Below are 22,132 nucleotides of genomic sequence, written 5' to 3'. Positions count from 1 at the left end.
CGCGGCGTCCGCCCCGTGGCCGGAAGCTCAGCTCGCCTTCAGGGCTGCGACCTTCTTCCGCTCCTCGGAGGAAGGGTCGACAAGCACCTTTGGCTCGCGCCCGAGCACCATCACGGCCGGTCTATCCGCGGTATAGGCCGGCCATTCTGGAAGGTCAGGGGCCTGAGGCCGGCCGGTCCGGGCGAAGGTGGCCCAGGCGGCGCTCATCCTGTCCGCCAAGGCCTGGTGCTCCGCCGTCGGCTCGCCGACGAGGGCCTTGGAGAGCCCCAGATTGTCGAAGACATAAGCGATCTCGGCCGTGTGCGGGACGTTCAGCTTGCCGCCCCGGGCCCCCTGGCGCATCTCGAACTGGTAGACAAAGGCTGGAGCACCGCCTTGGGCAGCCTTTCGGGCGGCCTGCTGGCGGACCGAATCCGTCATCCACCAGTCCGTGGAGATCAGCTGGTAAAGGACGTGGTTCTCGGTCCCGGGACGTCTTGCCCTGTAGAGCGCGACGAGTTCTTGGACCCTGGGCTCATCCAGCTTCGTAAACTCGATGAGCCGATTCATCAGCTCCGTGTCGTCGATCGGGTCTAGCGGCGTCGCATTGAAGAAGGTTGTCTCGGTCAGGTTGCTACCGACCATCATCGGGACGTCGGCTGAGACTGCCGGCGCGTCGGGATCGAAGGGATGGCGTGGGATCACCGCGCCATCGACGACGGGGCTCCAGCTTCCCTGGCCCGCGGCCAGGATCCTCTGAAAGGGGATCTGGTGGAGCTGGTCGAGATTGGCCGCCATGATGCCGAGCCTTTCGAGCACGGCCCGAGCCGCCTTTTCCGACGTTTCGGTGCTGGCCTGCTTGATCGCCGTTCCGCTCTGCGCGATCACGCGGTGGAACAGCCCCTTGGCGGCAGGCATGGCCATCAGCGTCGAGACCTTGCCGCCACCGCCGGATTCACCGAATACCGTCACGTTGGCGGGATCGCCGCCGAAGGCGCGGATGTTGTCTCGAACCCATTGCAGCGACTGCACGATGTCGAGCATCCCCGCATTGCCCGAGGACGCGTATCTGGGGCCCCCGATCCAGGAAAGGTCGAGGAAACCCAGAACGCCAAGGCGGTGGTTGACGGTGACCACCACGACATTCTGCCGGGCCGCGAGGTTGATACCGTCATAGCGCAAGCTGCCGCCGGATCCCGACGTGTAGCCGCCGCCGTGATACCAGACCATCACGGGCCGGTTGGCGCCCGGCTCCGGCGAGGGCGTCCAGACATTGAGGACGAGGCAATCCTCGCCCATGGGGCCACTGTCGAGATCCGCGCCCTCCTCCTGCATCAGGATAGGTGGGTAGTCCGGAGCCGGCGCGCGCGGTCCATAGCGCACCGCGTCCCGGACCTCCGTCCAGGACCTGGGCGGCTGTGGCGGCATGAACCGGTTCTCGCCGCCGGTCGGAGCGCCATAGGGGATGCCCTTGAATACGGCGACGCCGCCGGAGAATGATCCGCGCACGGGTCCGGCAGTGGTCGCCACGATGGGCGCGGAGTTCTGCTGTTGGGCCAAGGCGGAACGAGCCGTCGCCAGCAGCGCCACGGTTGCCGCCCCGCCCAGAAGCACCGCGCGGCGGCCGATCCCCTCACCGGACGCGCCTTCATGGTCCGTCGACATTCCAGATCTCCTCCATGATCACGGCCGCGCCAGTTCCGACGCGCGGGCTCACTTCACGGCGAAGCCCGCACGCGGGTTCATCTGGGTTCCATCGTCCTTGACCAGGCGCAGCCAGGAGCCTGCCGGGCGGCCATCCTTCATCGGATGTGCGGTCACCTTCACCTTGGCGCCCGGCGGCAGGTCAGCCTTGCGAATCCCGGCCCGCAGCAGCGTGCTCGGCCCCTCGGCCTCGAAGCCCCAGGTCGTCACCTTTCCGTCAGGGCCCGCGACGTCCACGAGCAGCCAGGAATGCGGGTTGGTGTACTGAAACTCCTTCACGACGCCTTCGATCGTTACTTCCTTCTGGTCGTCGAACATCGCCCCGGAATGGTGGCCCAGCGCCGGTGCCGAGAGGCCCAGCACCGCCACGCCCAAGCCCGACCACATTGTTCTCGTCATCGCGGTGTTCCCTCTCCCGAATGTCTTCGCGTCGATTTCGTGGCCTGCTGCGCCGACAGCTCCGGTCAAGGCGGCCGACACTTCGTCGCGAATGGAGCCGGAGCCCGGCGGCGGCTGGCACAGCTTGCCCACCGGGACAAGGCTTCGTTGCTTGCCACGGTAGCCGCGGGCAGACCGGATCTCCTGCACGTTTCCGGCCGAGTTTCTGCACGATCCGATCATGGAAGTCCGGAGCCGGCGGGCGCCGCCCATCCCCGGGGCGGAGAAGAGAAAAGCCGGCTCACCTGGGTAAGCCGGCTTCTCAGGACTTTTGGAACGCAGCAGGGAAGCGCCACGGCAGGGTCGGGGGAGATCCGCCCTGCCGTGGCCCCCGCCATCCTGGCCGATGATGCCTCAGAGTGGCTTCAGGCCCGCCTCGATCTCCCGTCGCCGGCCTTCGAGGAAGGGCGGCAGAGAAAGTGCCTCGCCGAGCCTGTCCAGCGGCTCGTCCGTCGCGAAGCCCGGCCCGTCGGTTGCGATCTCGAACAGGATGCCGTTGGGCTCGCGGAAGTAGAGGCTGCGGAAGTAGAAGCGGTCGACGGGTCCGCTGGACGGGATGCCGAGCTGGTTCAGTCGCTGCGCCCAGGCCAGGTAGTCGGCATCGGGGATCCGGAAGGCGACATGGTGCACGCCGCCCGCGCCGGGCTGCGCGATGGGCAGGCCGGGCTCGACGGCCACGTGGAGCTCCGCCGCCGGCCCGCCGGCGCCCATCTCGTAGACATGCGTCACCGAGCCGGCATTGCCCGGCGTCGGATACTCGCGCACCCTGCGCATCCCGAGCACGCCCGTCAGCACCAGGTCCGTCGGACCGGCATCGGGAACGCTGATGGTGACCGGGCCGAGCCCGCGGATCTGGCAGGGGGCCGGCACTGGGCTTCCGTGCCAGGGATGGGACTCGGCGCCGCCGTCCTCCAGCACAAGGCTGAGGCGCTGCCCTTCGAAATCCTCGAAGTCCAGTGTGGGCCGGCCGTCGCGCTCGACGATGTCGCCCAGGACGACGCCGGTCGCGGCGAGGCGCCGATGCCACCACTCCAGCATCCCCGCGCCGCTCACGCGCAGCCCGGTGCGCACGATGCTGTGCGTTCCGCGCCGCTCCGGCGTGACGGGCCAGTCGAAAAAGGTGATGTCGGTGCCCGGGGCCGCGATCCCGTCGGCGTAGAACAGGTGGTAGGCGCTGGTGTCGTCCTGGTTCACGGTCTTCTTCACGAGGCGCATGCCCAGCGTCTGCGTGTAGAAGGCATGGTTGCCCGGTGCATCGGCCGTGACGGCCGTCAGGTGGTGGATGCCGGTGAGCTGCATGGTCATTCTCCGATGTCTCCGCAGGCCGCGGGTCACGCGGCCCGGATGCGGTCGAGCCAGTCCCTCGTGATCGTCAGGTCGGCCTGGCCAAGCCCATGACCTGCGGGCAGTGTCCGGTGCTGCACGGCCGCTCCGGCCTTTGCGAGCATGGCGGCCAGCCGCGCCGGGTTCCCGGCCGGCATGATGGGATCCGCATCGCCCGACAGGATCAGCACGGGCGTTCCTGCCAGCTCTGCCGCAGGAGGCTCGGCCAGCGGAACCATGGCGCGGAGCAGCGCGGCGGCGGCCAGGGTCCCCGGCCGGAGCAGGAGCATGGCGGCCGCGATGTTGGCCCCGTTCGAGAAGCCGACCGCCACCGGCGCGGGCAGGTCGTAGGCCTCGCGCGCCTCGTCGACGAAGTCCGCGAGCTCTGCCGCGCGGCGACGCACATCGGCCTCGTCGAAGACGCCCTCGGCAAGGCGGCGGAAGAAGCGCGGCATGCCGCCCTCCAGCACCTTGCCGCGGGGCGACAGCAGCGCGGCGTCGGGCGCCAGCATGCGCCCGAGCGGCATCAGGTCGTTCTCGTCGCCGCCGGTCCCGTGCAGGAGCAGCAGCGGCGGGTTCTGGCGCGCCGCGCCCTGCCCCGCCGTGTCGGGCTCGAAGCGGTGGATGAAGGAAAGCCGGGTCGTCTCGGTCATGGGATCCTCGCGTCCGGGCCTCACGGCCCTCGCTCGTTGCGGATCCCGGCCCGCGCAGCTGCGCGGGCCGGGATCCCCTGGTCGTCAGGCAATGGCGGGCAGGACCGCCTCGATCTCGCCGCGCCGCCCCTCGAGGAAGCGCGGGAGCTTCAGCGTCCCGCCCAGGGACGAGACCGGCTCGTCGGCCGCGAAGCCGGGCTCGTCGGTCGCGATCTCGAACAGCACGCCGCCGGGCTCGCGGAAGTAGACGGACCGGAAGTAGTTGCGGTCCTTCTGTTCCGTCACGCGCAGGCCATGGTTCTCGGACAGCCTGCGCACCATCTCGGCCTGCACGGCATCGTCGGCGGCACGGAACGCCACGTGGTGGACCGAACCGCCGCCCATGCGCGAGGGCAGGAACTCCCCGGCGACCCTCAGGTCGACGATGCCGCCCGGCACCGCGAGGCCAGAGGCGCCGTCCACGGCATATCGCAGGACGGATTCCTCGCGCCCGGCTTCGGCGAAGCCGAGGACGTCCGTCAGCACCGCCGCGGTGGGCGTGGCGTCGCGCAGCAGCAGGCCGACGCTGTGGAAGCCGCGCAGCGCGTGCTCCGCCGGGATGTCCCCGTTGCTCCAGCCCGGCGTGGCCTCCAGGCCGGGAACGGCGACCAGCGCAAGGCGCATGCCGTCGGGGTCACGGAAGGGCAGCACCGTCTCGCCGAACCTCCTCTCGAGCGCCTCGTGCCGGACGCCGCGCTCGACGAAGCGGTGCATCCAGTATCCGAGCGCCCCTTCGGGAATCCGAAACCGGGTCTCCTGCGTCTCGCCGATGCCGAGCCGGCCGGCCGCCACATGCTCCCACGGGAAGAAGGTCAGGATCGTGCCGGGCTGACCCGTCTCGTCCCCGTAGTAGAAATGGTAGGTCCCCGGGTCATCGAAGTTGACCGTCTTCTTGACCAGCCTAAGTCCCAGAACACGTCCGTAGAAATCGAGATTTCGCCGCGCCGGGCCGGCGATCGCCGTGACATGATGAATACCATTCTGGCGCATTGTCTTTCCCTCCGATGGGGGCGTCTGGGCGCCCCGGTTCCTGTCCATGAAATGGTATTCCGGGGCTCCGGCGCCAGAGCTTCCTCATTGCATCGGCGCAATATCGATCGTGCACACGCGCAGATGATCGTGCACAGTTGGCAGATAAAGCCCTTCCGATACGGCGCGGGGTCCATGAGCGAACCGTTCAGCAACCTGGCCTGGGACGATTTCAGGCTGGTCAAGGCAATCGCAGACGCAAAGAGCCTCCCGGGCGCCGCCGAGCGGCTCGGCGTCAATCACTCGACCGTGTTCCGACGGCTGGGCCAGATCGAGCAGGCCATCGGAACGCCACTCTTCGAGCGGCACCGCTCGGGTTATGTCCCCAGCGGCGCCGGCGAGGAGATGGTCGCGCTGGCAGCCCGGCTCGAAGAGGGGATCACCGACTTCGCGCGCAGGCTCGCTGGGCGGGACTTCGCGCCCACCGGCGAATTGCGCGTCACCACCAACGATTCCTTCCTGGTGCACCTGCTGACGCCGGCCTTCGCGCGGTTTCGCGACCGGTTCCCCGGCCTGCGCCTGGACGTCGTGCTGAGCAACCAGGCGCTGAACCTGTCCAGGCGCGATGCCGACGTGGCGATCCGGGCCACCGCCTCCCCGCCCGAGACGCTGGTCGGCCGGCGTGTCGCAAGCATTGCCTGGGCGCTCTACGGCCGCGCCGCCGATTTCCCGGATCCAACGGCGCCGCCGGATGCCGCAGCTCTGGCAGAACGGTGCTGGGTGTCGCCCGGCGATGCCCTCGGCCTCTCGAAGCTCGTCCGCCACCACCGCGCCACGGCGCCGGCCGAGAAGGTGGTCTACAGGGTCGATTCCGTGCTCGGGCTGGCCGAAGCGGTGGAGTCGGGGATCGGCATCGGCCACCTGCCCTGCTTCATCGCGGACGCCCGGCCGTCGATGGTCCGGCTGGCGGCGCCGGATCCGGCGCTGGCGGCCGATCTCTGGCTGTTGACCCATCCCGACCTGCGCCATGCGCCGCGCGTGCGGGCTCTCATGGATTTCCTCGCCGACGAGATCGGCCGGCAGCGGCATTTCATCGCGGGAGAGCGCCCGCTGCGCTGAACGCGAAGCCGCGGCCGCGCCGGCTCAACCGGCACATGCATTCCGCCCCCCGAATTCTCCAAAGCCGCGCCGCGCAAGGCATTGGCGGCCCGGGCCCTGCCGGGGGCACCGCCCGCCGCCGGCCCATGGCCCGGCCGAGCCCCCCTCCCCGAAGGGAGGAACGGCCACTGCGACAAGGCGTTACACCCCATGGAACGAGAGCCATTGCCCTGATACGGCAAGTGACGTGCGACCCGCATGGGGCTCCACAGCAAGGGGACGCTCGATGCTCCAGGTAACCGAGAGGCAAGTGCGCCTTGGGCTCTTGGCGGCCGACAAGACCGAGGCGATCCGCATAGCCGGCCAGCTCATGGTCGAGAACGGCCTGATCGAGCCCGCCTATGTCGACAGCATGCTCGGGCGCGAGCGCCTGGCCGTCACCTATCTCGGCAGCGGCATCGCCATTCCCCACGGCCTGCCCGAGGCGCGAGACCTCGTGCGCGGGACCGGGGTCGTGGTGGTCCAATTCCCGCAGGGCGTCGACTGGGGCACAGGCGAGGCGGCCCGGCTGGTCGTCGGGATCGCCGCAAGGTCCGACGAGCACATCGCCGTCCTGCGACGCCTGACGGGAGTCCTCGGCGATCCCGCCGAGGCCGAGCGCCTGGGCACCACCGCCGACGTGCGCGCCGTGATGGCCGCGCTGAACGGGGAGACCGCCCCTGCCCCGGCGGCGGGGCCGGCCGTTGCGGCCGGCGCTGCGGCCATCGAGGTCACCGCCCCCGTTCCGCACGGCCTGCACGCCCGCCCTGCGACCGCGCTCGTCGAGATCGCCAAGGCCTTTCGCGCCGAGATCGCCGTCCGCAACGGCGAGGCGACGGCGAACGCCAAGAGCCTGGTCTCGCTCCTGCGTCTCGGCGCGTCCGGCGGGCAGCGGCTGACCGTCACCGCCTCGGGCGAGGATGCCGACGCCGCGCTGTCGGCGATCCGCGCCGCCTTCGAAGCCGGGCTGGACGAGCCGCAGGTGACGGCCCCGGCCGCGGGGGCGCCGCCAGTCGCAGCCGCGGCCGGGCGGGCGACACCGGTGCCGCTCGACTATGACGGGCGGGTGGTCGCGGGCATCTCGGCATCTCCCGGCGTCGCCCTGGGGCCGCTCTGGAAGTTCCAGCGCGAGGAGCTGGTCGTCGCCAGGACCGCGCCCGACCCCGCCGAGCAGCACCGCCGCCTGGACAAGGCCCTGGCCGGCGCGGGCGCCGAGCTGCGCAACCTCCACGAGGAGTTCTGGAAGAAGGCGGGCGCCGCCCGCGCCGCGATCTTCAAGGCCCATCTCGAGCTGCTCGACGATCCCGACCTCGTCTCCGACAGCCATGCTCGGATCGAGACCGGGCTGAGCGCCGGCTGGGCATGGCGGGAGGTGTACGAGGACCGTGCGGACATGCTCTCGCGCCTCGCCGACCCGCTCCTGGCCGGGCGCGCCGCCGACCTGCGCGACGTCGGGCGCCGGGTGCTGCGCCTCCTGGCCGATGCCGAGGAAAGCGTCCCTGCCCTGCCCGACCATCCCGTGATCCTGCTGGCCGAGGACCTGGAGCCGTCGGACACCGCGAAGCTGGACCCGGCTCTGGTGCTGGGGCTGTGCATGGCGGGCGGCGGCGCCACCTCCCATACCGCCATCATCGCGCGGTCCCTGGACATTCCCGCCGTCGTCGCGGCGGGTCCGGCGGTCCTGGACCTGGAAACCGGTCAGGAGGCCGTGCTCGACGGCGATGCCGGCGTGCTGGTGGCCGCGCCCTCCGATCGCGACCGGAGTCGCGCCGCGGCCGCCCGGACCGCCGTGGGCGAACGGCGCGAGGCCGAGCGGCTGGATCGCTACAAGCCCGCCATCACCTCCGACGGGCGGCGGGTCGAGGTGGCCGCCAACATCTCGGACCCCGCCGAGGCCGCGCAGGCCGTCGAGGCCGGGAGCGAGGGCATCGGGCTGATGCGCACAGAGTTCCTGTTCCTCCAGCGCGAGTTCCCGCCCGACGAGGAGGAGCAGTTCGAGGCCTACCGCACCATGGTGCGCGCCATGAACGGCCTGCCGATCATCCTGCGCACCCTGGACATCGGCGGCGACAAGAACGTCCCCTATCTGCGTCTGCCGGCCGAGGCGAACCCGTTCCTCGGCGTGCGCGGCATCCGCCTGTGCTTCGAGCGCGAGGATCTGTTCCGCACGCAGCTTCGCGCCATGCTGCGTGCCTCGGCCGAGGGCCCGGTGCGCATCATGTACCCGATGATCGCGACGCCGGACGAGCTGGCCCGGGCCAAGGCCGTCACGGAGGATGTCCGGCGGCAGCTTGGCGCCGCGCCGGTCGAGCTCGGCATCATGATCGAGGTGCCTTCGGCGGTGATGATGGCCGATCGCCTGGCGCGCGAGGTGTCGTTCTTTTCCATCGGGACCAACGACCTGACCCAGTACGTGCTGGCCATGGACCGGCTCCACCCAGTCCTGGCCCCTCAGGCGGACGGGCTGCATCCCGCCGTGCTGCGGATGGTCGAGCGGACGGTGGCCGCCGCCCGCGAGGCGGGGATCTGGGTCGGCGCCTGCGGCGGCATCGCCGGGGACCCAGCCGGCGCCGTGCTGCTGGCCGGGCTCGGCGTCTCGGAACTGAGCGTCGCGATCCCCGCCGTCCCGTCGGTGAAGGCGCGCCTGCGCGGGATTTCCATGGCCGAGGCCGAGCATGCGGCGCGCGCGGCACTGGACTGCGCCCGGGCGGCCGAGGTGCGGGCGCTGGTGCGCGACCGCTTCGGTGGATCGGGGAGCCCGTCATGAACGCCGCCCCGGGCATCGTGACCGTCACGCTGAACGCCGCCGTGGACCAGACGCTGCAGGTGCCGGGGTTCCGCGCGGGCGCCGTCAACCGCGCCATGGCCGAGACGCGGACGGCCGGCGGCAAGGGCATCAACGTCGCGGCATTCCTGTCCGGAGGCACGCATCGCGTCACGGCGGCCGGCTTCCTGGGCAAGGACAACACGGCGGCGTTCGAGGCGCTGTTCGGACGGCGCGGGATCGAGGACCGCTGCCTGCGCGTGCCCGGCAGCACCCGCGTGAACATCAAGATCGTCGATAGGGCGGGCGGCTCGGTGACCGACATCAACCTTCCTGGCCCCCGGATCCCCGCCGACTCCTGGCAGGCCCTGCAGAGCACTCTGGAGGATCTGGCCGAGGAAAGTCGCTGCTTCGTGCTGGCGGGCTCCGTGCCCGAAGGCGTGCCGGAGACGGCCTATGCCGAACTGACCGAGCGCCTGCACCGGCGCGGCGCCTTCGTCGCGGTGGACGCCAGCGGCCAGCCCCTGCGCGAGGCGGTGGCGGCGCGGCCGGAGCTGGTGAAGCCGAACGTGCACGAGCTCTCGGAGCTGGTCGGCCGCCCCCTGCCCGACCGCGACGAGGTGGTCGAGGCCGCGCTGGAACTGGCGGGAAGCGGCATCGCCCTGGTGGCGGTCTCCATGGGTGCCGACGGCGCCGTGCTGGTGGAGAAGGGCCGCGCGCTTCTGGCCGTTCCGCCGGCGGTCGAGGTCGCCAGCACCGTCGGCGCGGGGGACGCCATGGTTGCGGGGATCGTCGCCGCCCGGCTGGACGGCGGCGACCTGGAAGCCTGCGCCCGGCGCGGCACCGCCTTCGCCGCCGGCACGCTGTCGCTGCTTGGCCCGGAGCTGCCGCCGGCGGCGCGGCTGGCCGAGCTCGCAAGCGCCGTCCGGATCCAGGAGCTCCCGACATGAGTTTGCCGTTGCCGCATTGAGGCGATGCGGAACAAGGAGGTTCGAAATGGCAAGATACGTGGCCGTGACCGCCTGCCCCACAGGCATCGCCCACACGGTCATGGCGGCCGAGGCCCTGCGCCGGACAGCCGCCGTCAAGGGACATTCCATAGAGGTCGAGACGCAGGGCTCCAGCGGCGTGCAGACGCCGCTGAGCGCCGATGCCATCGCCGCGGCGGACGCCGTGATCCTCGCCGCGGACATCGCGGTCGACGAGGGCCGCTTCGCCGGCAAGCGCGTGCTGCGCACCTCGACGGCGACGGCGATCCGGGAGACGGAGCGGGTGCTGAACGAGGCGCTCGCCCAGGCGCCGGCCCGCGCGCCAGCCGCGCCGGCGGCGGCCACGCCCCCCGCCGCTGCTCCCGCTGCCGCTGCGGGGGTGGCCCCGAAGGCTGGCGGGCTCCTGGTGGCGATCACCGCCTGCCCGACCGGCATCGCCCATACCTTCATGGCGGCCGAAGCGCTGCGCCAGGCCGCCGAAGCGAAGGGCTACCGCATCAAGGTCGAGACCCAGGGATCGGTCGGCGCAAAGAACGCCCTGACGGACGAGGACATCGCCGAGGCCGAGGCGGTGATCGTCGGCGCAGACACCCATGTCGCGACCGAGCGCTTCGCCGGCAAGCGCCTACTCCAGACATCGGTCGGCGAGGCGCTGAAGCAGCCCGCCCGCGTGATCGACGAGGCCCTCGCCCTGCCGGCGGCCGAGGCCGGGTCCGCCGGCTACACGGACCAGATCGCCAGGGCCAAGGCGCGCCAGAAGGAGGAGCAGTCCGGCGTCTACAAGCACCTGCTGACCGGCGTGTCCTTCATGCTGCCCTTCGTGGTGGCGGGCGGCCTCATCATCGCGCTGTCCTTCGTCTTCGGCATCGAGGCGTTCAAGGAGCCCGGCACCCTGCCGGCGGCGCTGATGCAGATCGGCGGAGAGGGCGCCTTCGCGCTGATGGTGCCGGTGCTGGCGGGCTACATCGCCTATTCCATCGCCGACCGGCCGGGCCTCGCGCCCGGCTTCATCGGCGGCATGCTCGCCTCGAAGATCGGCGCAGGGTTCCTGGGCGGCATCGTCGCGGGCTTCCTGGCGGGCTATGTCGCCCGCTGGCTGCGCGACACGATCCGCTTGCCCGCCAATCTGGAGGGGCTGAAGCCGGTCCTGATCATTCCGCTCCTGGCAACGCTCGCGGTGGGCCTGCTGATGGTCTACGTGATCGGCACGCCGGTGGCGGCGATCATGGCGGCGCTGACGGCCTTCCTGCAGGGCATGACCGGGACCAACGCCGTGGCGCTGGGCCTGCTGCTGGGAGCGATGATGGCGCTGGACATGGGCGGGCCCGTCAACAAGGCGGCCTACACCTTCGCCGTCGGTCTGCTGGGGTCGAGCACCTTCACGCCCATGGCGGCGGTGATGGCGGCGGGCATGACGCCGCCGCTCGGACTGGCTCTGGCGACCGTGGTGGCACGCAGCCGCTTCACCGCGCAGGAGCGGGAGGCCGGGAAGGCCGCCGCCGTGCTGGGCCTCGCCTTCATCACCGAAGGCGCGATCCCCTTCGCCGCCAAGGATCCCCTGAGGGTCATCCCGGCCCTGATGATCGGTTCGGCCCTCACAGGCGCGCTGTCCATGTGGTTCGGCTGCGGCCTGCGGGCGCCGCATGGCGGCGTCTTCGTCCTGGCCATCCCCAACGCCGTCTCCCCGTTGGGCGCCTACGTGCTGGCGATCGCCGTCGGTACGGTGGTGACGACGGCCGCGCTGATGGTGCTCAAGCGCCCCATCGCCGCCGCGGTGCCGACGGCGGCGGATGCCGCGCGGCCGTCGTCCGCCGCGCCGAGCGGCGCGCATAGCTGAAAGACCGGATGGCGAGCCGGAGCGTCGCTCCGGCCCGCGCTCCGCGCCGCAAGTGGTCAGGCCGGATCGGGCGCGAGGCTGCGTCCGAAGATCCGCCGCAGGTCGATGGGCTCTCCCCCGCCGGCGACGAGATCCAGCCGGCGCTCGACCTCCTCGAGATGATCGATCATGAGCCGCTCCGCGGCCTCGGCATCGCCGGCGTCCAGCGCCTGGGCGATCCGCTTGTGCTCTTCGGCGTCGCAGTCGGGCGCATGGGGCGCTTCGTGCGCGGCGATCGCCAGCGACGAGCGCCGGATCAGCGTCTCCAGCAGGCCGGTCAGCACGCCCTGCCCCGACAGCTCGGCCAGCAGCAGGTGGAAGCGCCCGGACAGGCGGATAGCCGCCGCCCTGTCGCCGGAGCCGACCGCCTGGGCCTCCTGGGCGAGGTGCCTGCGCAGGCGGTCGGCCGCCTCGGGCTGCATGCGCCCCCCTCCGGCAGCCAGCAGGCGCACGACCTCCCGCTCGATCAGCCTGCGGGCCTGGAACACTTCGCGGGCCTCGCGCACGCTCGGGCGCGCCACGACGGCTCCCCGGTTGCGCTGGATCGAGACGATGCGTCCCTCGGCCAGGCGCAGCAGCACCCTGCGCACCCGCGCGCGGCTGACCCCGAAGGCCTCGGCAAGCTGCTCCTCGACCAGCCTCGTTCCCGGAGGCAGGCGGCGATCGGCGATCGCGTCCACGATGCTGCGGAACATGGCCTCCTCGGGTGCCGGGCCCGCGGTCTTGCGGCCGCGCCGGCCCGTTCCGGTGGACGGGGTCATGGGTCCCTCTGGTCGAGCATGACGTGCATTGTACACATCCGGTCCGACAGGGACCATCACGGGCCGCAATGCCCAAAATATGGGCAGCGCCCGATCTTGGGCCCATGAAACGGGCAGCCCGACGACTAAGCTATCAACAAGCCATGACGCGCGATGGCCGAGATCCGGCACGGACAGCACCTCGGGCCATCCCGTCCATGACTGGCATCCCCCATGCATTGTGCACAATCGCCATGGACGGACGGGGGGTCATCATGGGGGCCGGAGCTGCCGTCGAGCTGATCCAGCTGACCAAGATCTACGGTGACACGCTGGCGGTCGACCAAATCGACCTGCGCATCCCTGCCGGCTCCTACTGCTGCCTCCTGGGGCCCAGCGGCTGCGGCAAGACCACGACGCTGCGCATGATCGCAGGGCATGAGGCGATCACCGACGGCGACCTCCTGATCGGCGACGCCCAGGTGAACGACATCCCTCCGGCCCGCCGCGGCACGTCGATGATGTTCCAGAGCTACGCGCTCTTCCCCCATCTCGACTGCGTCGACAACGTCGCCTTCAGCCTCAAGATGCGCGGCGTCGGAAAGGCCGAGCGCCGCGAGCGCGCACGCGCCATGCTCGCGCGCGTTCAGATGGAGCCCTATGCCGACCGCCGGCCGGCCCAGCTTTCGGGCGGCCAGCAGCAGCGCGTGGCGCTCGCCCGCGCGCTGATCACCGAACCCGGCGTGCTGCTGCTGGACGAGCCGCTGTCGGCCCTCGATCCGTTCCTGCGGATTCGCGTGCGCGAGGAGCTGAAACGCCTGCAGGCGGATCTACTGGTTCGCGAACCTGTTCCAAGCGCAGGCGGTCGGGGATTTCGGCGGGTCGTTCAAGCGCTCGCTGATGCTGGCGCTGGTCGTGATGGTGCTGACGGTGCTGATCTCGCTGCGCGCCGGCTTCGCCTTCGGGCGCCGCTTCCGCGGATCCGGCCTGCTCTTCTATCTTGCGGTCGCGAGCCTGATCGTGCCCTCGGTCCTGGTCAGCCTGGGCATCGGCGTCCTGTTCCGCATCCTGGAGCCGGAGCCGGCCTGGTGGTCCTCGGCTCTGGGGGCGCACCTGACCTGGAGGCTTCCCTTCGGCCTGCTGATCGTCTTCGCGATCTTCAATCGGTTCAATCCCGCCTACGAGGAGGCCGCGCGCGACCTCGGCGCCGGGCCCTGGCAGACCGTGCGCCACGTCGTCCTGCCCATCATCCTGCCGAGCATCATCGGTGTCGCGCTGTTCGGCTTCACCCTATCCTATGACGAGTTCGCGCGCTCGCTGATGACGGCCGGCTCGTCGAACACCCTGCCGCTGGAGATCTACGGCATGACGACCAACGTCACGACACCGGTGCTCTACGCGCTGGGCACGCTGACGACCGGCTTTTCCTTCGTCGTGATCGGCGCATGCCTCGCCGTCCTTGCGATCGTGCAGCGCCGGCGCGCCCGCAGCCTGGCCGGGCGGGGCTGATCGACCTATGCGCATCCTGGTCCTGAACCCCAACACCACCGCCTCGATGACGGCGAGGATCGGCGCCGCCGCGCGTGCCGCGGCTGCGGCGGGGACGGAGATCGTCGCCGTGAACCCCGCCATGGGGCCCGCCTCCATCGAGGGCTTCTACGACGAGGCGCTGTGCCTGCCCGGGGTGATCGAGGAGGCCGTCCGCCACGAGCGCGCCGGGACCGACGGCGCTGGCATCGACGGCACGGTGCTCGCCTGCTTCGACGACACCGGCGTCGATGCCGTCCGGACCGTCGCCTCCGGCCCCGTGGTGGGAATATGCGAGGCGGCGCTCCGCAGCGCGGCGGTGTTGGGCACGCGGATCTCGGTGGTGACGACGCTGTCGCGCTCGGTCCCCGCGATCGAGATGCTGACCCGCCGCTACGGCTTCGCCGACCGCTGCCGGGTGCGCGCGACGGATATTCCCGTGCTGGCGCTCGAGGATCCGGCATCGGGCGCGACCGACCGCCTGCGCGCAGAGATCGCCGCCGCCATCGCCGACGACGGCGCCGATGCGGTCGTCCTGGGCTGCGCGGGCATGACCGACCTCGCGAGCCGCCTCGGGCACGAGTTCGGCCTGCCCGTGGTCGACGGGGTGGCGGCCGCCGTGAAGCTCGTCGAAGGGCTGGTGTCCCTGGGATTGCGCACCAGCAAGCGGGGAGCCTACGCGCCGCCGCTTGCCAAGGCCTATGCGGGCGAACTCGCCCGCTTCGCGCCGGGATCGGCGCCGGGGCTGGCATCATGACCGGCGCAGGCTACCAGATCCGGACCATGAGCCGGGCCGAGCTGGAGCTTGCCGTGGACTGGGCGGCGGCCGAGGGCTGGAACCCCGGCCTGCACGATGCAGGCCCCTTCCACGCCGCCGATCCCGAGGGTTTCCTGGTCGGCGTTCTCGACGGCAGCCCGGTCGCGACGATCTCGGTCGTCCGCTACGAGCCCGCCTTCTCCTTCCTGGGCTTCTACATCGTCGCGCCGGAGGCACGCGGACGCGGCCTGGGCCTGCGCCTTTGGCAGGCAGGCCTGGAGCGGCTGGCGGGCCGGACGATCGGGCTCGACGGCGTCGTCGCGCAGCAGGAGAACTATCGCCGCTCCGGCTTCGCCCTGGCCTGGCGCAACATCCGTTTCGGCGGTCCCGCCCCGGCCGGAGGCAGCCTGCCGGCGGGGCTGGTCGACGCCAGGACCCTGCCCATGGATCGGCTGCTGGCCTATGACCACGCCCTGTTCCAGGCCGGACGCCCTGCGTTCCTGGCTGGATGGATCGCCCTGCCCGGCTCGGTGGCGCTGGCCCGGCTGCGCGACGGTGCCGTCGCCGGATACGGCGTCGTGCGCCCCGCCCGCGAGGGCATGCGGATCGGCCCGCTCTTCGCTGACGATGCCGGGACGGCACGGCTCCTCTTCGAGGGGCTGACCGCGGCCGCCGCCGGCCAGCCGGTCTTCATCGACGTGCCGGAGTCCAATGCCGAGGCCATGCGGCTGGCGAGCGAGGCCGGGCTGACCGCCTGGTTCGAGACCGCGCGCATGTATGCCGGGCCGGCGCCCGACCTGCCGGCGGCGCGGATCTACGGCGTCACCAGCTTCGAGCTCGGCTGAGCGACAGCGGCGCCATGGCCTACCGTGTCGGGCCGGTCCGGGCCGCCTCCTCGAAGATCTCCCGGAACGGCTTTCCGCGCGTCCCCGGCAGCTCGGTCAGGATCAGGGCGAAGTCGACGCCGTCCAGGGCCGGCGTGTGCATGACCTCGTCGATCCGGAAGCTCGCCACCTCGCCACCGTCGTCGAACTGGACGGAATCCCCCGCGCGGGGCGGAAGGCGGAGATCCTTGTCGCTCCAGACGGGCTGCCGCCCCTCGCGGGCGAGAAGGCATCGGCACCGGATGCTCATGAAGGGTTCCTCGGGATCGGGCCGGGCCGCGACGGACGGACCGTCGCGGCCGGCGATGGGCCTCGACCGGCATCGGGGCTCGCGGCCCCGGCATCCGGCGCCCCTACCAATGGCCGGCCGCCGCCGCGGTTCCCTCTGTGGTCAGAGCAGGCGCTCGGCCCGGATCGGCAGCTCGCGCAGGCGCTTCCCCGTGGCATGGAACACGGCGTTGGCCACGGCCGCGTTCATGCCGACGATGCCGACCTCGCCGATGCCCTTGATGCCGAGCGCGTTCACCCGCTCGTCCTTCTCGGGCAGGATGATGATGTCGACCGAGGGCACGTCGGCGTTCACCGGGATCATGTAGTCCGCGAGGTTCTTGTTCACGTAGCGCGCGGCCCCGTGGTCGAGTTCGGTGGCCTCGTGCAGCGCCGATGCCAAGCCCCAGATCGCGCCGCCCATGAACTGGCTGCGCGCGGCCATGGGGTTGATGATGGTGCCGGCCGCGAAGGCCGAGACCACGCGCGGAACGCGGATCTCGCGCGTGCGCCGATGAACCCGCACCTCGACGAGCTGGGCGCCGAAGGCGAAGGCCGTCACGTCGCTGCGGTTGCCGTTGTGCTGGAAGAGCAGCTGCCCGTCGCCCAGCGCCGCGACCGCGCCCCGCGGCAGCCCGTCGGGCACGTGCTCGGCATAGACCTCCAGCCGGCCGCCGACCCGGACAAGCGCGTCCCTGATCGGCTCTTCCGCGCCGCCGTCATGGCGCAGCCTGCCTTCCACGAGCACCAGCGCGTCGGGGTCGAGGCCTCGGAGCGGACCGTCCGCCGCCGTGACGGCCGCCGCGGCAAGGCGCCGCCGTGCCTCCTCGCAGACCTTCGCGGTCGCCAGCGCCGTCGATGCGGCATTGCTGGATCCGCCTGCGACGATGACGGGCGGCAGGTCGCTGTCGCCCATCGAGACCGTCACGTCGTCGACGTCGATGCCCAGCAGGCGCGCGGCGGTGATCGCCACCGCCGTATAGGCACCGGTGCCGAGCTCGTGCCCCGCCATCGCGACCTGCGCCCTGCCGTCCGGCATCAGCGTCAGGCGCGCGCCTGCCGGACCGGTGAAGACGGGATAGCAGGCCGTGGCGCAGCCGTACCCGACCAGCCACTCGCCGTCGCGCATCGAGCCCGGCTGCGGGTCGCGCCGCTGCCAGCCGAACCGGACGGCGGCGGCGTCGAAGCAGGGCATCAGCGAGCGCGACGAGAATGGCCGACCGCTGACGGGATCGATCTGCGTGTCGTTGACGCGGCGCAGCTCGATGGGGTCCATCCCGAGCGCGTAGGAAAGCTCGTCCATGGCGCTTTCCAGGGCGAACATGTAGGGCGTCTCCGCCGGGGCACGCATGTAGCCCGGCGTGTTGCGGTCGGCGTGGACGACGTTCACCCTGGTCAGGATATTGGGACAGGCGTACATCCGCGCCGTCTGCTCGGTGCCGGCGACGCAGTAGGGCGAGGGCCGGGAGCTGAGCTCCCACCCCTCATGGAAGAACGATGTCAGCCGCCCGTCGCGCTCGGCCGAGAGCCTCACGTGCTGGAGGGTCTCGGCACGGTAGCTGTTCGTCGTGAAGCCGTCCGCGCGGGTCGCCACGAGCTTGACCGGCCGTCCGACCCGACGGGCTGCGATCGCCACCCAGGCTGCGCGCCCGTTGACCCCCTTGGATCCGAAGGCGCCGCCGACATAGCGCGAGACGGCCCGGACGTCCTGGATATCGAGGCCGAGCTGGCTCGCCATCCGCGCCTTCGTGCCGTGCATGAACTGCGTCGGCTCGTAGACCGTCAGCTTCGAGCCTTCCCATGCGCAGGTCGTGCTGAAGAGCTCCAGCGGATTGTGGTGCTGGGTGGGGGTCGCATAGCGCGCCTCGACCTTCACGGGCGCCGCAGCGAAGGCGCCGGCCGCATCCCCGACCTCGGGATTGGGGCCGAAGGGTGCCTCGGCAGGTTCGGTCTGCGTCCCCTCGTCCCCGAAGGTGCCGGCTGGCCGCTCCTCCGCATAGTCGACCTCGACCTTGTGGGCGGCCTCGCGCGCAGCCTCGAAGGTGTCGGCGACCACGACGGCGATGATCTGCCCGTCATGCCAGATCCGCTCGCTTTCGAGCGTCGTCGTGCTCGGCTTCCCGTCGGGCCCCGGCGGCGACTGCTTCAGCGCGTCCCCGACATTCTCATGGGTCAGGATGTCGAGCACGCCCGGAACGGCCATGGCTTGCTCCAAGCGGAAGCCGGCGATGCGCCCGCGCGCGATGGCGCTGGTGACGAGATAGGCGTAGGCGGGGTTGGCGACCACCTCGTCCGCGGCGTAGCGGGCGGCCCCGGTGACCTTGGCGACACCATCGACGCGCGGTGTGGCCTGTCCCAGCAGCGATTGCGGATCGTAATTCATGCCATGCGCTCCCCTATGCGCTCCTGGATGCAGGGCCTACATCGCCCTCGCCTGCAGCAGGGCACGCACGAGCGTGCGCCGGCCGAGCTCGGGCTTGTATGCGTTGTGGCCGTTGGTGACGGCGTCGCGCAGGGCGATCTCCGCCGCCGCCTCGGCGTTGGCTTCGGTCAGAGGCTTGCCGGTCAGGGCGGCCTCGGCCTCCGCGGCGCGCCAAGGCCGGTAGGCCATGCCCCCGATCCCCAGGCGGACGCTGCGCACGGTCTCGCCGTCCAGATCCAGGGCCACGGCCGCGGATGCGATGGCGAACTCGTACGAGGCCCGGTCGCGGATCTTCAGGTAGAGGGAGCGCCGCGTCCAGGCGCCGGCCGGCACGGCGACCTCCGTGATCAGCTCGCCCGGCAGCAGCGTCGTCTCGACATGGGGCTGCCCGCCCGGCGGCCGGTGCAGCGTCGAGAACGGGACCCGCCGCGCACCGCGGGGACCGGCGAGCTCGACCTGGGCATCGAGCGCCGCGAGGACGACGCCGAGATCGCCGGGATACTGGGCTATGCAGCTCGTATCGACGCCGAGGACCGCGTGATTGCGGTTGATGCCATCCAGCGCGGCACAGCCCGATCCCGGCAGGCGCTTGTTGCAGGCCGTCCAGCTCGGGTCGCGGAAGTAGGGGCACCGCGTGCGCTGCAGCAGGTTGCCGCCGATCGTCGCCATGTTGCGCAGCTGCGCGCTGGCCGCCAGCCGCAGGCTTTCGGCGATGGCCGGGTACTGCTCGACGACGCCCGGGTGCACGGCCACGCTGGCCATGCTGGCGAGCGCGCCGATCCGCAGCCCGTCGGGACGCAGCTCGACCGTCCCGTGCTCGGCCGCGAGCGGCGTGATGTCGACGAGGCTCCGCGGGCGCAGCACGTCGAGCTTCATCAGGTCGATGAGGCTCGTGCCGCCGGCGAGGAACTGGACCTCCGCGTCGACCTGTCCCTGGCCCGTCTGGAGGGCGCGGCGGGCCAGCTCGGCCAAGCCGTCCGCACGCTCGTAGGTGAAGGGGCGCATCAGCTCCGCTCCATCTGGTTGCGGGCATCCTCGATCGCCGCCACGATGTTCGGATAGGCAGCGCAGCGGCACAGGTTCCCGCTCATGTATTCGCGGATCTCGGCGGGGCTGCCCGCATGCCCCTCGTGCACGCAGGCGACCGCGGACATGATCTGGCCGGGGGTACAGTAGCCGCACTGGAAGGCGTCATGGGCGATGAAGGCCTGCTGCATCGGGTGCAGGCGATCACCGGCCGAAAGTCCCTCGATCGTCGTGACCGCCTTTCCCTGGACCGCGACCGCGAGGGTGAGGCAGGACAGCACCCGCCGTCCGTCCACATGGACCGTGCAGGCCCCGCACTGACCGTGGTCGCAGCCCTTCTTGGACCCCGTCAGGGCCATATGCTCGCGCAGCGCATCGAGCAGGGTCGTGCGCGGGTCGATGGCCAGGAGGCGGTCGCGGCCGTTGACGCGCAGGACGATCTCGGCGCGCGCCGGGGAGCCCTGCGCCGCGGCCGCCGGCGTGGCCGCGACGGCATCGGGTCCGGCGGCGCCCAGGGCGGCTCCGCCCAGCCCCGCGGCAGCCACTCCGAGGACACTTCCGCTCAGCACTTCACGACGATTGAGCGTGCCGCTCATGCGGTTCCTCATGATTCGATTTCGGGCTTCGAAAACGTACCACCTGCGGCAGCTTGTCTAAGGCCTTGAGTCGGCTCAGAAACGGGACGGCGATTCTTCGAAACTGGAACGGCTTCGGAGGGAACCAATGCTCGATGACCTCGCGATCTTCTGCCGCGTGGCCGAATCCCGGTCCGTTGCCGCTGCAGCCCGAGCCCTGGGGGCGCCGAAGGCGACGGTGAGCCGCCGCCTGTCCGCGCTCGAAAAGGAGATCGGAACGCCGCTCGTCCACCGGTCCACCCGCGCGGTCAGCCTGACCCACGCCGGGCGGGAGCTCTACAGCCAGGCGTCCTGCGCCCTGCGCGCGGCACTCGCGGCGATCGCCGACGCCCAGTCGGCCGCCCCGACGGGCGGGCTCGTGCGGCTGACCGCTCCGGCGGCGTTCGGACAGACGGTCCTGCTGCCGCACATCCTGGCGTTCCAGGCGCGACATCCCGACGTCCGTGTCGCATTGGACCTCAGCGATGCGCGCCTGCCGCTCGTCGAGCAAGGCGTCGATCTTGCCGTCCGCGTGGGGCCGCTCGAGAACTCCTGGCTGCGCTCGCGCCGGCTCTGCACGGTGGCGATGCGCGTCGTCGCAAGCCCCGCCTATCTGGCCCGGGCGGGCACGCCGACCACCATCGACGCGCTCCAGACGCATGATTGCGTCGCATTGTCCTCGGCATCCGAGACCTGGGCTTTCGAGCAGGGCGACAGGGTGCGGATCCTTCCGATCCGCTGGCGCCTGTCCATCTGCGGAATGACGGCGCTATCCGTTGCTGCTGCCGAAGGCGCAGGGGTAACGATCATTCCGGACTTCCTCGCCGATCCGCTGATCGCGGAGGGGCGCCTTGTCAGCCTGACCCTGGACGGTGTGCCCAGCTCCGCGCCGGTCACCGCCCTGTATCCCGGCAGCGGCGCCCCGTCCCCGGCGACCCGCCGGCTGCTCGAGCATATCGTCCTGGCGCTGCGCAGGCGGCCGGCGCCACCCGGGCGGGAACCGGAGGCCGTTCCCGACGAGACCCTTCCCCTGCCCCGCGGTTCTCATGCGCAGGAGCCACATCACTCTGCAGGAGAGCCGCCATGCACGCCCGCGACATGATCAGCACGCACCCGCATGTGCGGGGCAGCACAAACGACGCCCTTATCCGGTGCATCGAGGAATGCTACGACTGCGCACAGACCTGCACGACCTGCGCCGATGCCTGCCTGGGCGAGGAGCATGTGGCCGAGCTCGTGCAGTGCATCCGCCTGAACATGGACTGCGCGGATGTCTGCACCGCCACCGGATCGGTCGCAACGCGGCGCAGCGGCTCGAACGAAGCGGTGATCCGCGCCATGCTGGAGGCCTGCGCCACGGCCTGCCGCATGTGCGCCGAGGAATGCGACCGCCATGCTTCCATGCACGAGCACTGCCGGATCTGCGCCGAGGAATGCCGGAGCTGCGAGGAGGCCTGCCGCGGGGCCCTGCAGAGCATGGCCCACTGATCGCTATCCGGAAGTTCCGACGCGCGCTGGGGCGTCGCGCAGCGCCGGCGCGGCGGCACTAGCCTGCCCGGCAGGTCTTCCGGGCGAGCGCCACGTCGCCGCCCTCCGCGGTCGAAATGGCGGCGCCGCATCCGCGCGCGATGCGGAGCATCGGAGCGTTGTCGGGCATGATCTGCATGGTGATGCACCGCACGCCGAGCTGCTCAGCCGCGGCGATGGCGGCCCGGCCGAGTTGCCGGCCGCGTCCGGCGCCCTGCCACGCGTCTTCCACGGTCAGGGCCAGCTCCGCCTCGTCGTGCTCGGGACGCAGGACGAGTTCAGCAAGGCCACGGATCTCCCCCGCCTCGTCCCTGAAGGCCAGAAGGCGCACCCGGCTCTTCCGGCGGGCCAGAGATTGCGCATAGGCGTTGACCGCCAGGTCCGACAGCATGCCGTGCCAGCGCGACAGCCGCGCCGCAGGCGAGAGGCGGAGCAGGTGCGCCGCCACGGCGGCCGCATCGCGGCGGGTGTCGACCGGCATCGGGGTCATGTCAGGC

The 22,132-nt window shown here is 71.3% G+C and carries 20 protein-coding genes and 1 pseudogene; 10 read left to right on the top strand and 11 right to left on the bottom strand.

What is annotated here, in order from left to right; translation table 11 throughout:
- Positions 1 to 27: 27 nt before the first annotated feature.
- The 5 genes from JUB13_RS19835 to JUB13_RS19815 all read right to left on the bottom strand — a co-directional run bounded on the left by JUB13_RS19835 (position 28) and on the right by JUB13_RS19815 (position 5,126).
- Positions 28 to 1,644 (bottom strand): carboxylesterase/lipase family protein, encoded by a 1,617-nt coding sequence (locus tag JUB13_RS19835; protein WP_207481999.1) that lies wholly within the window; start codon positions 1,642 to 1,644, stop codon positions 28 to 30.
- A 48-nt stretch (positions 1,645 to 1,692) separates the two neighbouring features.
- Positions 1,693 to 2,082 carry a DUF6152 family protein gene (locus tag JUB13_RS19830; RefSeq protein WP_207481998.1) on the bottom strand — a complete coding sequence of 130 codons (390 nt, stop codon included), beginning with the start codon at positions 2,080 to 2,082 and terminating at the stop codon, positions 1,693 to 1,695.
- 393 nt (positions 2,083 to 2,475) lie between these two features.
- Positions 2,476 to 3,426, bottom strand: coding sequence for a ring-cleaving dioxygenase (locus tag JUB13_RS19825; RefSeq protein WP_236025078.1), 951 nt, complete (start codon positions 3,424 to 3,426; stop codon positions 2,476 to 2,478).
- A 26-nt stretch (positions 3,427 to 3,452) separates the two neighbouring features.
- Positions 3,453 to 4,097, bottom strand: a complete 645-nt coding sequence (locus JUB13_RS19820) for an alpha/beta hydrolase (RefSeq protein WP_207481997.1) — start codon at positions 4,095 to 4,097, stop codon at positions 3,453 to 3,455.
- An 84-nt stretch (positions 4,098 to 4,181) separates the two neighbouring features.
- Complete coding sequence (locus JUB13_RS19815) at positions 4,182 to 5,126, bottom strand: ring-cleaving dioxygenase (protein WP_207481996.1); 945 nt, start codon at positions 5,124 to 5,126, stop codon at positions 4,182 to 4,184.
- 174 nt (positions 5,127 to 5,300) lie between these two features.
- Between JUB13_RS19815 and JUB13_RS19810 the strand changes: the two genes are divergently transcribed.
- The 4 genes from JUB13_RS19810 (at position 5,301) to JUB13_RS19795 (ending at position 11,832) form a co-directional block, all read left to right on the top strand.
- Positions 5,301 to 6,224, top strand: coding sequence for a LysR family transcriptional regulator (locus JUB13_RS19810; protein ID WP_207481994.1), 924 nt, complete (start codon positions 5,301 to 5,303; stop codon positions 6,222 to 6,224).
- A 265-nt stretch (positions 6,225 to 6,489) separates the two neighbouring features.
- A complete protein-coding gene (gene ptsP, locus JUB13_RS19805) occupies positions 6,490 to 9,009 on the top strand; it encodes a phosphoenolpyruvate--protein phosphotransferase (protein WP_207481992.1) in 2,520 nt (839 codons plus the stop codon).
- Positions 9,006 to 9,956, top strand: coding sequence for a 1-phosphofructokinase (gene pfkB, locus JUB13_RS19800; RefSeq protein WP_207481990.1), 951 nt, complete (start codon positions 9,006 to 9,008; stop codon positions 9,954 to 9,956). The genes ptsP and pfkB overlap by 4 nt, the downstream gene beginning before the upstream one ends.
- Before the next feature lie 46 nt (positions 9,957 to 10,002).
- Positions 10,003 to 11,832: a PTS fructose-like transporter subunit IIB gene (locus tag JUB13_RS19795; protein WP_207481988.1), complete on the top strand. Its 1,830-nt coding sequence runs from the start codon at positions 10,003 to 10,005 to the stop codon at positions 11,830 to 11,832.
- A gap of 56 nt (positions 11,833 to 11,888) precedes the next feature.
- On the opposite strand, the gene JUB13_RS19790 is transcribed toward JUB13_RS19795, so the two are convergent.
- The gene (locus JUB13_RS19790) at positions 11,889 to 12,632 is read right to left on the bottom strand and encodes a GntR family transcriptional regulator (RefSeq protein WP_207481986.1); all 744 of its coding nucleotides are present in this window, start codon (positions 12,630 to 12,632) and stop codon (positions 11,889 to 11,891) included.
- Positions 12,633 to 12,700: 68 nt separating this feature from the next.
- Here JUB13_RS19790 and JUB13_RS19785 point away from each other — a divergent pair.
- The 4 genes and pseudogenes from JUB13_RS19785 to JUB13_RS19770 form a co-directional block, all read left to right on the top strand.
- Positions 12,701 to 13,366: pseudogene (locus tag JUB13_RS19785) on the top strand (ABC transporter ATP-binding protein); the annotation flags it as partial.
- A gap of 145 nt (positions 13,367 to 13,511) precedes the next feature.
- Positions 13,512 to 14,120 (top strand): ABC transporter permease, encoded by a 609-nt coding sequence (locus JUB13_RS19780; RefSeq protein ID WP_456237116.1) that lies wholly within the window; start codon positions 13,512 to 13,514, stop codon positions 14,118 to 14,120.
- Between the two features lie 7 nt (positions 14,121 to 14,127).
- A complete protein-coding gene (locus JUB13_RS19775; protein ID WP_207481984.1) occupies positions 14,128 to 14,895 on the top strand; it encodes an aspartate/glutamate racemase family protein in 768 nt (255 codons plus the stop codon).
- A complete protein-coding gene (locus tag JUB13_RS19770; RefSeq protein ID WP_207481982.1) occupies positions 14,892 to 15,740 on the top strand; it encodes a GNAT family N-acetyltransferase in 849 nt (282 codons plus the stop codon). Before JUB13_RS19775 ends, JUB13_RS19770 begins: the two co-directional genes overlap by 4 nt.
- A 19-nt stretch (positions 15,741 to 15,759) precedes the next feature.
- Here the strand turns inward: JUB13_RS19770 and JUB13_RS19765 are convergent, their stop codons facing one another.
- The 4 genes from JUB13_RS19765 to JUB13_RS19750 form a co-directional block, all read right to left on the bottom strand.
- Complete coding sequence (locus tag JUB13_RS19765) at positions 15,760 to 16,029, bottom strand: hypothetical protein (protein ID WP_207482027.1); 270 nt, start codon at positions 16,027 to 16,029, stop codon at positions 15,760 to 15,762.
- A 141-nt stretch (positions 16,030 to 16,170) separates the two neighbouring features.
- Positions 16,171 to 18,429, bottom strand: a complete 2,259-nt coding sequence (locus tag JUB13_RS19760; RefSeq protein ID WP_207481980.1) for a xanthine dehydrogenase family protein molybdopterin-binding subunit — start codon at positions 18,427 to 18,429, stop codon at positions 16,171 to 16,173.
- 36 nt (positions 18,430 to 18,465) lie between these two features.
- Positions 18,466 to 19,473, bottom strand: coding sequence for an FAD binding domain-containing protein (locus JUB13_RS19755; protein ID WP_207481978.1), 1,008 nt, complete (start codon positions 19,471 to 19,473; stop codon positions 18,466 to 18,468).
- Positions 19,473 to 20,090 carry a (2Fe-2S)-binding protein gene (locus tag JUB13_RS19750; protein ID WP_207481976.1) on the bottom strand — a complete coding sequence of 206 codons (618 nt, stop codon included), beginning with the start codon at positions 20,088 to 20,090 and terminating at the stop codon, positions 19,473 to 19,475. Before JUB13_RS19750 ends, JUB13_RS19755 begins: the two co-directional genes overlap by 1 nt.
- 127 nt (positions 20,091 to 20,217) lie before the next feature.
- Between JUB13_RS19750 and JUB13_RS19745 the strand changes: the two genes are divergently transcribed.
- Together JUB13_RS19745 and JUB13_RS19740 are read left to right on the top strand one after the other, a co-directional pair.
- Positions 20,218 to 21,210, top strand: coding sequence for a LysR family transcriptional regulator (locus tag JUB13_RS19745; RefSeq protein WP_207481974.1), 993 nt, complete (start codon positions 20,218 to 20,220; stop codon positions 21,208 to 21,210).
- The gene (locus JUB13_RS19740; protein WP_207481972.1) at positions 21,192 to 21,596 is read left to right on the top strand and encodes a four-helix bundle copper-binding protein; all 405 of its coding nucleotides are present in this window, start codon (positions 21,192 to 21,194) and stop codon (positions 21,594 to 21,596) included. The genes JUB13_RS19745 and JUB13_RS19740 overlap by 19 nt, the downstream gene beginning before the upstream one ends.
- Before the next feature lie 58 nt (positions 21,597 to 21,654).
- Here the strand turns inward: JUB13_RS19740 and JUB13_RS19735 are convergent, their stop codons facing one another.
- Positions 21,655 to 22,125, bottom strand: a complete 471-nt coding sequence (locus tag JUB13_RS19735) for a GNAT family N-acetyltransferase (protein WP_207481970.1) — start codon at positions 22,123 to 22,125, stop codon at positions 21,655 to 21,657.
- Positions 22,126 to 22,132: the final 7 nt, after the last annotated feature.

The organism is Arenibaculum pallidiluteum (genome assembly GCF_017355985.1).
Classification (GTDB): Bacteria; Pseudomonadota; Alphaproteobacteria; order Azospirillales; family Azospirillaceae; genus Arenibaculum; species Arenibaculum pallidiluteum.
This window is presented reverse-complemented; position numbering and strand designations above follow the sequence as displayed.